Source organism: [Zimmermannella] faecalis ATCC 13722 (assembly GCF_000381765.1).
Classification (GTDB): domain Bacteria; phylum Actinomycetota; class Actinomycetes; order Actinomycetales; family Microbacteriaceae; genus Gulosibacter; species Gulosibacter faecalis.
In genome coordinates this window covers 30,347-45,976 of the sequence record NZ_KB907083.1, presented here as the reverse complement: position 1 = coordinate 45,976, position 15,630 = coordinate 30,347, and the positions used below count along the sequence as shown (strand labels likewise).

Annotated in this window: 20 protein-coding genes; all 20 read left to right on the top strand. The window is 65.3% G+C overall.

All coding sequences use genetic code 11. The annotated features are described in order from the left end of the window. The first annotated feature begins 52 nt into the window (after positions 1–52). The 20 genes from G328_RS0111780 (at position 53) to rplN (ending at position 15,629) form a co-directional block, all read left to right on the top strand. Complete coding sequence (locus G328_RS0111780; RefSeq protein ID WP_026339857.1) at positions 53–1,234, top strand: hypothetical protein; 1,182 nt, start codon at positions 53–55, stop codon at positions 1,232–1,234. A gap of 4 nt (positions 1,235–1,238) precedes the next feature. After that, positions 1,239–1,694 (top strand): hypothetical protein, encoded by a 456-nt coding sequence (locus G328_RS0111775; protein ID WP_019619558.1) that lies wholly within the window; start codon positions 1,239–1,241, stop codon positions 1,692–1,694. Positions 1,695–1,928: 234 nt separating this feature from the next. Beyond that, a complete protein-coding gene (gene rpsL, locus G328_RS0111770) occupies positions 1,929–2,300 on the top strand; it encodes a 30S ribosomal protein S12 (RefSeq protein WP_019619557.1) in 372 nt (123 codons plus the stop codon). After that, entirely contained in the window at positions 2,300–2,770 is a 471-nt protein-coding gene (rpsG, locus tag G328_RS0111765) for a 30S ribosomal protein S7 (protein ID WP_019619556.1), read from the top strand. The genes rpsL and rpsG overlap by 1 nt, the downstream gene beginning before the upstream one ends. Before the next feature lie 109 nt (positions 2,771–2,879). Further along, on the top strand, positions 2,880–4,994 hold the full coding sequence (gene fusA / locus G328_RS0111760) for an elongation factor G (protein WP_019619555.1): 2,115 nt from the start codon (positions 2,880–2,882) through the stop codon (positions 4,992–4,994). A gap of 134 nt (positions 4,995–5,128) precedes the next feature. Continuing rightward, complete coding sequence (tuf, locus tag G328_RS0111755) at positions 5,129–6,319, top strand: elongation factor Tu (RefSeq protein ID WP_019619554.1); 1,191 nt, start codon at positions 5,129–5,131, stop codon at positions 6,317–6,319. A 180-nt stretch (positions 6,320–6,499) separates the two neighbouring features. Continuing rightward, entirely contained in the window at positions 6,500–8,155 is a 1,656-nt protein-coding gene (locus G328_RS0111750) for a hypothetical protein (RefSeq protein WP_019619553.1), read from the top strand. Positions 8,156–8,432: 277 nt separating this feature from the next. Beyond that, positions 8,433–9,473 (top strand): hypothetical protein, encoded by a 1,041-nt coding sequence (locus tag G328_RS0111745; protein WP_019619552.1) that lies wholly within the window; start codon positions 8,433–8,435, stop codon positions 9,471–9,473. A gap of 470 nt (positions 9,474–9,943) precedes the next feature. After that, positions 9,944–10,252 (top strand): 30S ribosomal protein S10, encoded by a 309-nt coding sequence (gene rpsJ, locus G328_RS0111740; protein WP_019619551.1) that lies wholly within the window; start codon positions 9,944–9,946, stop codon positions 10,250–10,252. An 8-nt stretch (positions 10,253–10,260) separates the two neighbouring features. Further along, entirely contained in the window at positions 10,261–10,914 is a 654-nt protein-coding gene (rplC, locus tag G328_RS0111735) for a 50S ribosomal protein L3 (protein ID WP_026339856.1), read from the top strand. 4 nt (positions 10,915–10,918) lie between these two features. Continuing rightward, positions 10,919–11,578, top strand: coding sequence for a 50S ribosomal protein L4 (gene rplD, locus G328_RS0111730; protein WP_019619549.1), 660 nt, complete (start codon positions 10,919–10,921; stop codon positions 11,576–11,578). 2 nt (positions 11,579–11,580) lie between these two features. Continuing rightward, positions 11,581–11,880 carry a 50S ribosomal protein L23 gene (gene rplW, locus G328_RS0111725; protein WP_019619548.1) on the top strand — a complete coding sequence of 100 codons (300 nt, stop codon included), beginning with the start codon at positions 11,581–11,583 and terminating at the stop codon, positions 11,878–11,880. Positions 11,881–11,898: 18 nt separating this feature from the next. Continuing rightward, complete coding sequence (gene rplB / locus G328_RS0111720; RefSeq protein WP_019619547.1) at positions 11,899–12,738, top strand: 50S ribosomal protein L2; 840 nt, start codon at positions 11,899–11,901, stop codon at positions 12,736–12,738. A gap of 15 nt (positions 12,739–12,753) precedes the next feature. Beyond that, positions 12,754–13,035 carry a 30S ribosomal protein S19 gene (gene rpsS, locus G328_RS0111715; protein WP_019619546.1) on the top strand — a complete coding sequence of 94 codons (282 nt, stop codon included), beginning with the start codon at positions 12,754–12,756 and terminating at the stop codon, positions 13,033–13,035. 23 nt (positions 13,036–13,058) lie between these two features. Next, a complete protein-coding gene (rplV, locus tag G328_RS0111710) occupies positions 13,059–13,436 on the top strand; it encodes a 50S ribosomal protein L22 (RefSeq protein ID WP_019619545.1) in 378 nt (125 codons plus the stop codon). After that, positions 13,436–14,188 (top strand): 30S ribosomal protein S3, encoded by a 753-nt coding sequence (gene rpsC, locus G328_RS0111705; protein WP_019619544.1) that lies wholly within the window; start codon positions 13,436–13,438, stop codon positions 14,186–14,188. Before rplV ends, rpsC begins: the two co-directional genes overlap by 1 nt. 3 nt (positions 14,189–14,191) lie before the next feature. Continuing rightward, positions 14,192–14,608: a 50S ribosomal protein L16 gene (gene rplP / locus G328_RS0111700; protein WP_019619543.1), complete on the top strand. Its 417-nt coding sequence runs from the start codon at positions 14,192–14,194 to the stop codon at positions 14,606–14,608. 2 nt (positions 14,609–14,610) lie between these two features. Then, positions 14,611–14,910, top strand: a complete 300-nt coding sequence (gene rpmC / locus G328_RS16830; RefSeq protein ID WP_019619542.1) for a 50S ribosomal protein L29 — start codon at positions 14,611–14,613, stop codon at positions 14,908–14,910. Next, positions 14,910–15,218, top strand: a complete 309-nt coding sequence (gene rpsQ / locus G328_RS0111690; RefSeq protein ID WP_019619541.1) for a 30S ribosomal protein S17 — start codon at positions 14,910–14,912, stop codon at positions 15,216–15,218. Before rpmC ends, rpsQ begins: the two co-directional genes overlap by 1 nt. A gap of 42 nt (positions 15,219–15,260) precedes the next feature. Beyond that, positions 15,261–15,629 carry a 50S ribosomal protein L14 gene (gene rplN, locus G328_RS0111685; protein WP_019619540.1) on the top strand — a complete coding sequence of 123 codons (369 nt, stop codon included), beginning with the start codon at positions 15,261–15,263 and terminating at the stop codon, positions 15,627–15,629. The last annotated feature ends 1 nt before the right edge of the window (position 15,630 follow it).

Here is a 15,630-nt window from a genome sequence, read left to right as displayed (position 1 = left end):
CGTTTCCGCGCGCCGCACGGGGATTCGGCCGCCCGGCCGCTACCCTGGCGGCATGAGCGACCAGTACCGACCGCAGCCGTACGACGATGGGCCCCGCATGACCGTCGACCCGCACCTGCTCCCGTCGCGCCCCGCGCAGCCGCAGGAGGGCGACAGCGCCCCTGCCGACAGTGCCCCTGCCGACGCCGACGCGCCCCGTGGTGGGTTCGCGGTCGGCGCCGACGGCGAGACGTCGCCGTCCGACGCCCCCGTTGAAGCAGCTGATCCAGTGGCAGCAGAGACGCCCGTCGAGGCGGATGCGCCGGCCGAGCACGGCTTCGACGCGCCGGCGACCGGCGCCCCCGGCGACAGCCGGCTGAGTGAAGCGGTCGCGCGCTCGCGCTCGATTCCGGTCGATGACGAGCCCGAGCAACCGAAGACCCTCGCGGAGGAGCTCGTCGAGACCGAGCCGGTGACCGACGACACGGCCGCGACCCCGAACGCGAACGACGACCTCAATTCGCAGCCGCTCGCGATGCCGAACGCGGCGGTGAACGACACGACGGCCGAGCCCGACATCTACGCCGACGTCACGCCCGAGACCGAACCGGCGCCCGCGGCCACGCAGGAGCCTGACCCCGTCACCCCGGCCGCTGAGTCGTCGCCGACCGAGGGGCTCCTCATGGAGCCCGACAAGCGCGGCAACCGCGGCTTCGCGTTCTTCACGGCGCTCCTCGCGACCATCGTGTTCGCCGCGCTCTACACGGTGCTGTTCGCGGGCATCCGCCTCGTGTTCAATCCCGAGGCCGACCTCGTCGGCGGCATGACCGAGTTCATCGGCACGGCGCCGTTCTACGTGCCGGTCGCCCTGTTCCTCGTGCTCATCGTCGTGTGGTCGCTCATCGCGAACCGTGCCGGCTGGTGGTCGTACATTCTCGCGAGCCTCATCGCGGCCGGCGTCGCCGGTGCCGCGTACTACGTCGGCGTCGCGTTCCAGGACGTCGTAAACGGCCAGCCCTGGTCGAACGAAGCGCTCACTGCCGCGCTGCGCACCCCCGAGCACCTGCCTGGCGCGCTCATCGCGTTCATCGCCGCCAACCAGAGCGCCCTGTGGATCGGCGGAATCGCCGCCCTGCGCGGTCGCCGCGTGAAGCGCAAGAACGCCGAGGAGCGGGCCGAATACGAGCGCAAGGTCGCCGAAGAGCGCGAGTACGAGGCCCAGCGCACCACCATCGGCCTCGACGAGACACGGTAGACGCGTGGTCGACGTTCGCGCGAGGTTCCCGAAAGCGCGCGGCTGGCACGAGTTCGAGCTCGCCGGCAGCCTCGGGGGAGTGAGCTACGAGGTGCCGACCCAGGGCTTCGCGCCGAACGTCGTCGCGACCCTCGACAAGTGGCCGGGTCGCGTCGAGGTGTCGCGCGCGGCGGAAATCCTTGCGGAGCAGCTCGCACAGGCCCCAGGCATCGAGGTGAACTCGGTCGAGCCGGTGGCCGACGCGCCCCGTCCACACGTCGACGCGGTCACGTTGCAGGCCGACGGGGAGTACCACGTCGAGGTGCGCTACCGCCTGTATCCGCTCGAAGCGGGGGAGGATACGCTCGTGCTCACGGCGATCGCCTCCGTCATGCAGGAGCAGTCCGATGAGGTCGCCGACGACGTCGAACTCCTCCTCACGGGGGTCGAACTCGAAGTGCCTGCCACGCCCGGCGCTTGACCGCCTGTTTCTGTCTGGTTAGACTAGATCGGTACGCCGCCCTCTGGCGTGCCTCAAATTCATGCCGTCGCCGCGGTCACAGCGGTCGGTAGGGATGCTCGCCGGTGCGATTCCGCGAGCACTGAATCAGTCCTGCGCCGTGAATTCTCGGCCGCGACGGGGTGAGGCACATTCTCAGAGCTGCTGCTGCGTGCAGCAAGGCGAATCAGCAACCAAATCCAAGGAGATTAACCAGTGCCAACCATTCAGCAGTTGGTCCGCAAGGGCCGCAAGCCCAAGGTGACCTCGTCGAAGTCGCCGGCGCTGAAGGGCAACCCCCAGCAGCGTGGCGTGTGCACCCGCGTGTACACCACCACCCCGAAGAAGCCGAACTCGGCGCTGCGCAAGGTCGCTCGTGTGAAGCTCTCGAACGGAACCGAAGTCACCGCGTACATCCCCGGTGAGGGCCACAACCTCCAGGAGCACTCGATGGTGCTCGTTCGTGGCGGTCGTGTGAAGGACCTCCCCGGCGTTCGCTACCGCATCGTGCGCGGTGCGCTCGACACCCAGTCGGTCAAGGACCGCAAGCAGGCCCGCAGCCGCTACGGCGCGAAGAAGGAGAAGTAATGCCTCGGAAGGGTCCCGCGCCTAAGCGCCCCGTCGTCATCGACCCCGTCTACGAGTCGCCCGTCGTCTCGCAGCTCATCAACAAGATCCTGCTCGACGGCAAGAAGTCGCAGGCCGAGCGCATCGTCTACGGTGCCCTCGAGAACGTTGCCCAGAAGAGCGGCCAGGATGCGGTTGCCACCCTGAAGAAGGCGCTCGACAACGTGCGCCCCACGCTCGAGGTGCGTTCGCGCCGCGTCGGTGGTTCGACGTACCAGGTGCCCGTCGAGGTCAAGCCACTGCGCGCGAACACCCTCGCGCTGCGCTGGCTCACCGGCTACGCCAAGGCCCGCCGCGAGAAGTCGATGACCGAGCGTCTCACCAACGAGATCCTTGACGCGTCGAACGGTCTCGGTGCCGCGGTCAAGCGTCGCGAAGACACCCACAAGATGGCCGAGTCGAACAAGGCCTTCGCTCACTACCGCTGGTAGTTCTTTGACCGGTCAACATGACGTGCTAAGCACTCATGTTGGCCGGTCGCATCTCAGGCGCCCTTCGACCGGCACCAACGAATTCAGTCAATACAAACGGGAGACATCCGTGGCACAGGCAGTGCAGACGAACCTCAAGAAGGTTCGCAACATCGGCATCATGGCTCACATCGATGCTGGTAAGACCACGACCACCGAGCGCATCCTCTTCTACACGGGTGTGAACCACAAGATCGGTGAGACCCACGACGGTGCCGCCACCATGGACTGGATGGCGCAGGAGCAGGAGCGCGGTATCACCATTACCTCCGCGGCGACCACCTGCTCGTGGGGCGACACCCAGATCAACATTATCGACACCCCCGGCCACGTCGACTTCACCGTCGAGGTCGAGCGTTCGCTGCGCGTGCTCGACGGCGCCGTCGCAGTGTTCGACGGCAAGGAGGGTGTTGAGCCCCAGTCGGAGACCGTGTGGCGTCAGGCCGATAAGTACAACGTGCCCCGCATCTGCTTCGTCAACAAGATGGACAAGCTCGGCGCCGACTTCTACTACTCGATCGACACGATCAAGTCGCGCCTCGGCGTGAAGCCGCTCGTGCTGCAGCTCCCGATCGGCGTCGAGAACGACTTCGTCGGTGTTGTCGACCTCATCAACATGCGCGCGCTCACGTGGCGTGGCGACGCCAAGGGTGTCGTGGCGCAGGGTGCCGAGGCCGAGATCGAAGAGATCCCCGCCGACCTCCAGGAGCGTGCTGAGGAGTACCGCGCCGAACTGCTCGAGTCGATCGCCGAGGCGAACGAGGAGCTGCTCGACAAGTACCTCGGTGGCGAAGAGCTCACGATCGACGAGATCACCGCGGGCATCCGCGAGCTCACGATCGCCGGCGAGGCGTTCCCCGTGCTCTGCGGTACCGCGTTCAAGAACCGCGGCATCCAGCCGATGCTCGACGCCGTCGTTTCGTACCTCCCGTCGCCCCTCGACGTGCCGCCGATGATCGGCCACGACGTCAAGGACCCGGAGCTCGAGGTCATCCGCAAGCCTTCGACCGACGAGCCGTTCGCGGCGCTCGCGTTCAAGGTCGTGGCGCACCCCTTCTACGGTCGCCTCACCTACCTGCGCGTGTACTCGGGCCACGTCGACGCCGGCACCCAGGTGCTCAACTCGACGAAGGGCAAGAAGGAGCGCATCGGCAAGCTGTTCCAGATGCACGCGAACAAGGAGAACCCGGTCGAGTCGGTGACCGCCGGGCACATCTACGCGGCCATCGGCCTGAAGGACACGACGACCGGTGACACGCTGTCGGCAATCGACGCGCCCGTCATCCTCGAGTCGATGACCTTCCCGGAGCCCGTGATCTCGGTGGCCATCGAGCCGAACTCGAAGGCCGACCAGGAGAAGCTCGGTACCGCGATCCAGAAGCTCGCCGAAGAGGACCCGACGTTCCGCGTCGAGCTCAACCACGAGACCGGCCAGACCACGATCTCGGGCATGGGCGAGCTCCACCTCGACATCCTCGTCGACCGCATGAAGCGCGAGTTCAAGGTTGAGGCGAACATCGGTAAGCCGCAGGTGGCCTACCGTGAGACTCTCCGCCGCTCGGTCGAGAAGTACGACTACACCCACAAGAAGCAGACCGGTGGTTCCGGTCAGTTCGCGAAGGTGCAGATCAGCCTCGAGCCCATGCAGGTCGAGGGTGACAAAGTGTACGAGTTCGAGAACGCCGTGACCGGTGGTCGCGTGCCGCGCGAGTACATCCCCTCGGTCGACGCTGGTATCCAGGACGCCATGCGCGTGGGTATCCTCGCCGGCTACCCGATGGTTGGCGTCAAGGCGACCCTCGTCGACGGTGCCTACCACGACGTTGACTCGTCGGAAATGGCGTTCAAGATCGCCGGTTCGATGGCGTTCAAGGAGGCCGCTCCCAAGGCGAGCCCCGCGCTGCTCGAGCCGCTCATGAAGGTCGAGGTGCGTACGCCCGAGGAGTACATGGGTGACGTTATCGGCGACCTGAACTCGCGTCGTGGCCAGATCCAGTCGATGGAAGACGCCTCGGGCGTCAAGGTGGTGCGTGCACTCGTGCCGCTTTCCGAGATGTTCGGCTACATCGGCGACCTGCGCAGCAAGACTTCGGGTCGCGCTGTGTACTCGATGGAGTTCGACTCCTACGCGGAGGTCCCGAAGGCAGTTGCCGACGAGATCATCCAGAAGAGCAAGGGCGAGTAGCCTCTCCCGCTCAGCTCCTGGTCAGACGCCCGCCGCCGGGCCAGGTAGCATAAATTTCATCTGTCCAACTTTCCCAGATTCGGTCCGCGCTGTATCGTGGAGCGATTCCAGTAACAGTCCTGAGGAGGACCATAGTGGCCAAGGCCAAGTTTGAGCGGACCAAGCCGCACGTAAACATCGGAACGATCGGTCACGTCGACCACGGCAAGACGACGCTCTCCGCTGCAATCTCGAAGGTGCTTGCTGACAAGTACCCGTCGGAGACCAACGTGCAGCGCGACTTCGCCACGATCGACTCGGCTCCCGAAGAGCGCCAGCGCGGCATCACGATCAACATCTCGCACATCGAGTACGAGACCCCGAAGCGTCACTACGCACACGTTGACGCCCCGGGTCACGCCGACTACGTGAAGAACATGATCACCGGTGCTGCCCAGATGGACGGCGCGATCCTCGTTGTCGCCGCCACCGACGGCCCGATGGCACAGACCCGTGAGCACGTGCTGCTCGCGAAGCAGGTCGGCGTTCCCTACCTCGTCGCGGCGCTGAACAAGTCCGACATGGTTGACGACGAAGAGATCCTGGAGCTCGTCGAGCTCGAGGTCCGCGAGCTCCTCGCTTCGCAGGGCTTCGACGAGGACGCCCCCGTCATTCGCGTCTCGGCGCTCAAGGCGCTCGAGGGCGACGAGAAGTGGGTCCAGTCGGTGCTCGACCTCATGGAGGCCGTCGACGAGAACGTTCCCGACCCGGAGCGTGACCGCGAGAAGCCCTTCCTCATGCCGATCGAGGACGTCTTCACCATCACCGGTCGTGGCACCGTGGTGACGGGCCGCGCCGAGCGCGGTACCCTCGCGATCAACTCGGAGGTCGAGATCGTCGGCATCCGTGCGACGCAGAAGACCACCGTCACCGGTATCGAGATGTTCCACAAGCAGCTCGACGAGGCATGGGCCGGCGAGAACTGTGGCCTCCTGCTCCGCGGCCTCAAGCGTGAGGACGTCGAGCGTGGCCAGGTTGTCGTGAAGCCCGGCAGCGTGACCCCGCACACCAACTTCGAGGGCACCGCCTACATCCTCTCGAAGGACGAGGGTGGCCGTCACAACCCGTTCTACTCGAACTACCGTCCGCAGTTCTACTTCCGTACCACCGACGTCACCGGCGTCATCACCCTGCCCGAGGGCAAGGAGATGGTTATGCCTGGCGACACCGTCGACATGTCGGTCGAGCTCATCCAGCCGATCGCTATGGAAGAGGGCCTCGGCTTCGCGATCCGTGAGGGTGGCCGCACCGTTGGTGCCGGTACCGTCACCTCGATCCAGGCGTAGTTCCGACGCATATCCGATCAAGGGCCGAGCGCAGCAATGCGCTCGGCCCTTGGCCGTTTCCTGCTGATTTCTGACAATCTTGAAAGGTCGGGAACTTTTCCCGTCGCCGCAGACTCCAACACCTGAAGTGCGTGCCCGCCGTGCCGGGCGACCGCCGACTCCGACGGAAGGAACCGAACCGTGTCGAATCAGCAGCCGCCGAGCAACTGGGGCAATGAGCCGTGGAACGGTTCGGGCCCTGGACAGTACGGGCAAGGGCAATACGGCCAGCACCAATATGGCCAGCAGGACTACGGCCAGCAGCAGTACGGGCAACAGAACTACGGGCAACAGGGCCAGTACAACGAACAGCAGCAGTACGGCGAGCAGCAGTACGGCCAGCAGCCGCAGTTCGACCAGAACCAGTACGGCCAGCAGCCGCAGTACGACCAGAATCAGTACGGCCAGCAGTACCAGTACGGCCAGCAGCAGGGCTACGGCGACCAGCAGCAGTACGCGCAACAGTCCTACGGCGACCAGCAATACGGCTACCAGCCGGCGCAGGGATACGCGGGTCAAGACGCAAACGCGGGCAACCCCTGGCAGGGCGGCCAAGCAGCCCAGGGGAGTGGCGCCAAGCGCCGCCGGCCGTGGCTCATCCCGGTCGCGATCGTCGCGGCGGTGCTGCTCGTCGGCGGCGGTATCTGGGGAGGCATCTCGCTGTTCGGCAACATGGGCCGCGGCGCCGCGTCGCCCGACGAGGCGGTCGACAAGCTCTTGAACTCGGCGGCGGAGGTCGACTACCTGGCCGCGATGAGCAACGTCGCCCCGAGCGAGGCCGACGTGTTCGGGACCGCAGCGCAGCGTCTGCTCGACAGCGACTTCGGTGACATCGGCGACGGCGTGAGCCTGAGCGACGGTCTAGACCGCCTCGGTGACGCGACCGAGACAACGACGTCGGGCCTCAAGTACGAGACCGAAGAACTGGCCGACGGTGTCGAGCGGGTCACGGTGACCGAGGGCGAGATCACGGTCGACGGCGACGTCGACGAGATCGAGGCCGCGCTCGAAAGCGTCGTGCGTTCGCTCGCCTACGAGGGCTTCCTGCTCGAGGGCATGGACTCGGACGAGGCAGCCGCGGAGGCCGAAGAGGTCGCCGCCGACGCTGCCGAGGACTTCACCGCCGCCGAGGACTACCCGCAGACGATGGACTTCGCCGAAGAAGACGAAGCCAACTCGATCATCGCGGTCGAAGAAGACGGCAAGTGGTACGTGAGCTTCGCGCTCACTGGGGCCGACTACGCGCTCTCGGGCATGAGCGGCGAGGGTGCCACGAGCATCGACGAGATCCCGGCGAACGGTGCCGACTCGCCCGAGGAGGCGGGGATGCAGTTCGCGAACGGCTTTGCCGAGGTGATGAGCGGCGGCGACTCCAAGTCGGTCATCGAGATGCTCTCGCGCCCTGAGCGCCTCGTGATGTCGATGCTCTACCAGGACTTCGGCCAGGGCACGACGTACCCGAGTTCCGACCAGGTTGAGGTGAGCGGCGACTTTGAGAGCTTCGACGTGAACGGCACGACGATGATCCTGCCCGACAACCTCGTGATCGATGACGGGTACAGCCAGGTCACGTTCGACGGCACGTGCGTGAACGAGGCCTCGGGCTACCAGTCGTGCCTCGAGGACGTCGCACCGCTCAAAGCGCTTGGCCTCGACAAGCTCGGTATCGCCGTCATCGAAGAAGACGGCAAGTGGGTCGTGAGCCTCTACAAGACGGCCGAGGTCTGGCTGGATACGGCGGTCGAGAACTACCTCGAGCTTCGCGACGAGGGCCGTCTCGACGAGCTCCAGGTCTAACCCGCGCGCATCCACCCGCGCCTGCCCACCCTTACTGATGCGGTTTTCTGGGGGAGCTGCAGCTACAGCTGCAGCTCCCCCAGAAAACCGCATCACTTTGTCTCCGAGAGCGTCCGCTACCGCCAAGTCCGCGGCACCGGGACCTGTGTGCAACTCCCAGCAACGGCTCCTTGCCGGCAATCGAGCCCGTCCAACCGTGCGGCCTGTGGAGGCATGACATTCCACAGGTCCATCGTGAAGCGACTCGAGCGACGCCCCTACCCGGCAGCATGCGGGCATGGCACACCGCATCCTGCTCACCCGGCGCGACCTCGACGGACACGGCGCGTACTTTCACCATGCCCGCGCGACTGGAGGCGGGGACCTCTTCAGGATTCACCGCGGCACGTATCTCGAGATCGACGCCGAAGTGGCGGAATCCATCACGCCGGTCGAACGCTTCGCGGCGAGGGCGATCGCGATCGGCAACCGAAACGTGGGCGTGATCTCGGGCACCGCGGCCGCCGTTCTGTGGCACCTTCCGCTCGAGACTCGGCGTCTCACCGATGCCGTCACGGTGACCCGCGCATCCTCAGGTCGCGCAACTACGGGCGTCGAGTTCCGGCGAGCGGAGTTGGCGGATCATGAGGTCGTCGAGATCGCGGGTGTCCGGGTCACCTCGATCGCTCGCACACTTCGCGATCTCACTATTGGGCTGCCGGTCGAGGAGGCGTATGCCGCGATGAATGCGGCACTGCGGTATGGACATGACGTGAGCCCAATGCGGTACTACAAGGGCCAGGCAGCAAAACGGATGAAATGGCTGCTCGACAACGCGCACGGGAGGTCAGACAGCGTGGGGGAGTCGCTCCTCGACTACCGACTGCTGGTTGCGGGCATCGAGCCGCCGCTGCGGCAACCGAGTGTGTTCGACGAGGACGGCACGTTCGTTGGACGGCCCGATCTACTGTGGTCGGCTGGCGCGATTCACGAGTTTGACGGCACCGGCAAGTGGCTGCGGAATGACGGGAGTGCCGCAAAATCGCGAATCCGTCGGGCACAGCGGCGCGGGGCAGATCTCGAGGCGCTTGGCTGGCTCGTGACCAGCTCGCAATGGACCGACGTGGCGGGCAAGAGCGATGTCGTTACGCGCATCCAACAATCGCTCGACCAAGCGGCCAAGCTGCCGCAACCGCGAGGCTCGGTGCACCTGCTCCCGCTTCCGCCGATGGAACTGCCCGATTGGGGCGAACTATTCGAAGTCCCCTCCCGCTTCCACTACGCCAACAACGCGGTGGAGCATCCGGACAGTGAAGGAACGGGCGATCACGCCGCGTGACGGGCTGCGACGGGCCACCGCCAGACGCATTTGATGCAGTTTTCCGGTAATGATGCGGGAGCAAGCGCATCGGAACCGGAAAAGTGCATCACTGGTGATGGTGATGAAAAAATCGCGACACGCCCGGGTTGCATGAACTTCTAACTGCGGGCTAAACTAATGCAGTTCAACATTCCCGTTGTGCTAGGGCGCCTGTGTGCCCGGCCAGCAACAGGATCACTGCCGAACACGTGACTCGTCGCCCGAATCTTCGGAGGCAGGCGGGCCCGGCGGCAGGAGAGCACGGCTCCGGTGCGTACCGGAACATTCGAGGCCTGCCCTCGACCGTATCCCCGCGTGCCGTACATCAGCCTGAGCGACCCCGCTCCGGGCAGGTGAACTTGACAGATAAACAGTGGTGCACTTTTCAGCTGGCGACAGCCGAGATTGCATGTGAGGCCAAACCGGCCCGAACGAACAAGGAGTAGGAAATGGCGGGACAGAAGATCCGCATCCGACTGAAGTCGTATGACCACGAGGTCATCGACAGCTCCGCGCGCAAGATCGTCGACACGGTTACCCGCGCTGGCGCCTCCGTCATTGGGCCCGTCCCGCTTCCGACGGAGAAGAGCGTGGTGACGGTTATCCGTTCGCCCCACAAGTACAAGGACAGCCGCGAGCAGTTCGAGAAGCGCACCCACAAGCGCCTGATCGACATTGTCGACCCCACGCCGAAGGCGGTCGACTCGCTCATGCGTCTCGACCTTCCGGCCGATGTCAACATCGAGATCAAGCTCTAGAGGGATTCATGTCTACCGCTACTAAGACCTACAAGGGGCTGCTCGGCACCAAGCTGGGCATGACCCAGCAGTGGGACGCCGAGAACCGTCTCGTCCCCCTCACCGTCATCCAGGTGAGCCCGAACGTCGTGACGCAGATCATGACGCAGGAGAAGAACGGCTACGACGCGATCCAGATCGCCGCCGGCGCCATCGAGCTCCGCAAGGTTTCGCAGCCGCTCGCCGGTCACTTCAAGGCCGCTGGCGTGACGCCGCGTCGCCACGTGACTGAAATCCGCACCGCTGACGCCGCCGAGTACGAGGTCGGCCAGGAGCTGAACGTCGAGCTGTTCGAAGCTGGCCAGCTCGTCGACGTCGTCGGCACCTCGAAGGGTAAGGGCTTCGCGGGCACCATGAAGCGCCACAACTTCAAGGGTGTCGGCGCCTCGCACGGTGCGCACAAGAACCACCGCAAGCCCGGTTCGATCGGTGCTTCGGCCACCCCGAGCCGTGTCTTCAAGGGCACGCGCATGGCTGGCCGCATGGGTCACGACCGCGTGACCGTGCAGAACCTCACCCTCCACGGCATCGACGTGGAGCGCGGTCTGCTGCTGGTCAAGGGTGCCGTTCCCGGCGCCAAGGGCCGACTCGTTTTTGTCCGCAACGCAGTGAAGGGGGCCTAGCCACATGGCTGCCAACACGATTGACGTCCTCGACGCAACCGGCAAGAAGTCGGGCACGGTCGAGCTCCCCGCGGAGCTCTTCAACGTCGAGCTCAACGTCCCGCTCGTGCACCAGGTTGTCGTGGCCCAGCAGGCCGCGGCGCGCCAGGGCACGCACAAGACCAAGAACCGCGGCGAGCGCTCCGGCGCCGGCCGCAAGCCGTTCAAGCAGAAGGGCACGGGTAACGCCCGTCAGGGTTCGATCCGCATGCCGCAGCACCGCGGCGGTGGCATCGTCCACGGCCCGACGCCCCGCGACTACTCGCAGCGCACCCCCAAGAAGATGGTGGCCGCAGCCCTGCTGCAGTCGCTTTCGGACCGCGCCCGCGGCGGCCACATTCACGTGTTCACCGAACTCGTGACCGGCGAGGCTCCCTCGACCAAGGCCGCGATTGCCGCGTACCGCACCGCTGTTGAAGGCCGCAAGGTCCTCGTCGTGATCGACACCGACGACCAGCTCACCCGCCGCTCGGTGCGCAACATCGCCGACGCACACGTGCTTTCGGCCGACCAGCTGAACGCCTACGACGTGCTCAACGCCGACGACGTGGTGTTCCTCAAGAACGCGTTCGACGCCTTCGTGGATGCCAAGCAGGGCGCCGTGAAGACGAGCAAGGAGAACTAGGCATGAGCGACATCTACAAGGACCCGCGCGATGTCATCATCCGCCCGGTTGTGTCCGAGAAGAGCTACGGCCTGATCGACCAGGGCAAGTACACCTTCGAGGTGGCCCCCGAGGCGACCAAGACCGAGATCAAGATCGCGATCGAGCGCATCTTCGACGTCAAGGTCGACCGCATCAACACCCTTAACCGTCAGGGCAAGACTCGCCGGACTCGCTTCGGCACCGGCAAGCGCAAGGACACCAAGCGCGCCATCGTGACCCTGAAGTCCGGCACTATCGACATCTTCTCGAACGTCGGCTAACCGGAGGACTGAGTAAAAATGGCGATTCGTAACTTTAAGCCCACGACTCCGGGTCGTCGCGGCGGATCGGTCTCGGAGTTCACCGAGATCACCCGCTCGACCCCCGAGAAGTCGCTGCTGCGCCCGCTGCCCAAGACCGGTGGCCGCAACAACCAGGGTCGCATCACGACCCGTCACATCGGTGGTGGCCACAAGCGCCAGTACCGCGTGATCGACTTCCGTCGCAACGACAAGGACGGCGTCAACGCCAAGGTCGCACACATCGAGTACGACCCCAACCGCACCGCACGCATTGCGCTCCTGCACTACGTCGACGGCACCAAGCGCTACATCATCGCGCCGAACCGTCTCAAGCAGGGCGACATCGTCGAGTCGGGCGCTGGCGCCGACATCAAGCCCGGCAACAACCTGCCGCTGCGCAACATCCCGACCGGTACCGTCGTGCACGCCGTTGAGCTGCGCCCCGGTGGCGGCGCGAAGCTCGGCCGTTCGGCCGGCGCCTCGATCCGCCTCGTCGCGAAGGACGGCCCCTACGCCCAGCTGCGCCTCCCCTCGGGTGAGGTTCGCAACGTGGATGCGCGCTGCCGCGCCACGATCGGCGAGGTCGGCAACGCCGAGCAGTCGAACATCGACCTTGGTAAGGCCGGCCGTAAGCGCTGGAAGGGCGTCCGCCCGACCGTGCGTGGTGTCGTGATGAACCCGGTCGACCACCCGCACGGTGGTGGTGAGGGTCGCACCTCGGGTGGTCGCCACCCGGTGAGCCCGTGGGGTCAGCCCGAGGGCCGCACCCGCAAGCCCAACAAGGAATCGGACAAGCTCATCGTCCGTCGCCGTCCGTCCGGCAAGAAGCGCAAGTAGTAGGAGTTCAAGAAGATGCCTCGCAGTCTTAAGAAGGGCCCCTTCGTCGACGAGCACCTGCTGCAGAAGGTGCTGAAGCAGAACGAAGCCGGTTCGAAGAATGTCATCAAGACCTGGTCGCGCCGGTCGATGATTGTGCCCGACATGCTCGGTCACACCATCGCGGTGCACGACGGTCGCAAGCACATCCCGGTCTTCGTGACCGAGACGATGGTTGGCCACAAGCTCGGTGAGTTCGCACCGACCCGTACCTTCCGCGGTCACGTGAAGGACGACAAGAAGGGTCGCCGCCGCTAAGCGGGGGCGTGAAGGAGGAAATTATGGTGGAGTCGATCGCCCGCGCGCGACACATCCGCGTTACCCCTCAGAAGGCTCGCCGCGTCGTCAACCTGATCCGCGGTAAGCAGGCGCTCGAGGCGCTTGCCATTCTGAAGTTCGCACCGCAGGGTGCATCGGAGCCGGTGTACAAGGTTGTGGCCTCGGCCATCGCCAACGCCCGCGTCAAGGCCGACAACTCGAACGAGTTCCTTGACGAGCGTGACCTGTACGTCAGCACCGCGTTCGTCGATGAGGGTGTCACCCTCAAGCGCTTCCGTCCGCGCGCCCAGGGCCGCGCCGGTCGCATCAACAAGCGCACCAGCCACATCACGGTCATTGTCTCGACACCCGAGACCGAAGAGCAGAAGGCGGCGAAGTAATGGGCCAGAAGATCAATCCGTACGGCTTCCGCCTCGGGGTCACCACTGACCACCGTTCGCGCTGGTACGCCGATTCGACCAAGCCCGGCCAGCGGTACGCCGACTACGTGAACGAGGACATCCGCATCCGGACGCACCTCACCGAGTCGCTCGACCGCGCCGGCATCGCGTACATCGCGATCGAGCGCACCCGCGACCGCGTTCGCGTCGACATTCACACCGCCCGCCCGGGCATCGTGATCGGTCGCCGTGGCGCCGAAGCGGAGCGCATCCGTGGCGAGCTCGAGAAGCTCACCGGAAAGCAGATCCAGCTGAACATCCTCGAGGTGAAGAACCCCGACCAGGAAGCACAGCTCGTCGCTCAGGGCATCGCCGAGCAGCTCGCTGCGCGCGTGGCGTTCCGCCGCGCGATGCGCAAGGGCCTGCAGAGCGCCCAGCGCGCCGGCGCCAAGGGTATTCGTATCCAGGTGTCGGGCCGTCTCGGCGGCGCCGAGATGAGCCGCTCGGAGTTCTACCGCGAGGGCCGCGTGCCCCTGCACACCCTCCGCGCCAACATCGACTACGGCTTCTACGAGGCCAAGACCACCTACGGTCGCATCGGTGTCAAGGTGTGGATCTACAAGGGTGACCTGACCAACAAGGAGCTTGCCCGCGAGCAGGCCAACCAGAAGTCGTCGCGTGACAACCGTGGCGACCGTCCGCGTCGCAACCGCCGGAACAACGAGCAGGTTGCCGCAGGAGCGGAGGCGTAACCCATGCTGATCCCACGACGAGTTAAGTACCGTAAGCAGCACCACCCCGGCCGTTCGGGCCAGGCAACCGGTGGCACCAAGGTCACCTTCGGTGAGTACGGCATCCAGGCACTCACGCCTGCATACGTCACGAACCGCCAGATCGAGGCCGCCCGTATCGCGATGACCCGCCACATCAAGCGTGGCGGCAAGGTGTGGATCAACATCTACCCCGACCGTCCGCTCACGAAGAAGCCCGCCGAAGTCCGCATGGGTTCCGGTAAGGGTTCGCCCGAGTGGTGGGTCGCCAACGTCAAGCCCGGCCGAGTCCTCTTTGAGGTCGGCGGCGTCGACGAGGCCCTTGCCCGCGAAGCACTCATGCGCGCTATCCACAAGCTGCCGCTCAAGGCACGCATCGTTACCCGTGAGGAAGGCGAGTAGACATGGCGATTGGATCGAAGGAGCTCGCCATCACCGAGCTCGACACCATGGAGAACGGCCGTCTTGCTGACGAGCTGAAGAAGGCCAAGGAAGAGCTGTTCAACCTGCGCTTCCAGGCCGCGACTGGCCAGGGCGAAGAGCGCGGCCGCATCCGCGCCGTCAAGCGCGACATCGCTCGTATCTACACGGTGATCCGTGAGCGCGAGCTCGGAATTCGTGCGACTCCCGCTCCGGCTGAGAAGCCCGCGAAGAAGACTCGCGCGAAGAAGGCTGACAAGGCCGAGAACGAGGAGACCAACTAATGGCTGAGACCACCACGAATGAGTCGGCGGCAGAGGTCAACGAGGCTGCCGCGCAGCACCGCAACTACCGCAAGACGCGCCGCGGCTACGTCACCAGCGACAAGATGGAAAAGACCATCACCGTGCTGGTCGAGGACCGCGTGAAGCACCCCCTCTACGGCAAGGTGCTCCGCCGCTCCACCAAGATCAAGGCGCACGACGAGCAGAACGCCGCCGGTATCGGCGACCTCGTGCTCATCGCCGAGACCCGTCCCCTCAGCGCCTCGAAGCGCTGGCGGCTGGTCGAGATCCTCGAGAAGGCGAAGTAGGCCTCGCCTACTGCGCCTGGACACAGCCAAGGAGACTGACACATGATTCAGCAGGAATCCCGCCTCCGCGTCGCCGATAACACCGGCGCCAAGGAGCTCCTCACCATCCGCGTACTGGGTGGCTCGGGCCGCCGCTACGCCGGCCTCGGTGACGTCATCGTCGCGACCGTCAAGGACGCGATCCCCGGTGGAAACGTGAAGAAGGGCGACGTCGTCAAGGCGGTCGTCGTTCGCACGAAGAAGCCCACCCGTCGCGTTGACGGTTCGTACATCAAGTTCGACGAGAACGCTGCCGTGATTCTCAAGAACGACGGTGAGCCGCGCGGTACGCGCATCTTCGGCCCCATCGGCCGCGAGCTGCGCGACAAGCGGTTCATGAAGATCATTTCGCTCGCTCCGGAGGTGCTCTAAC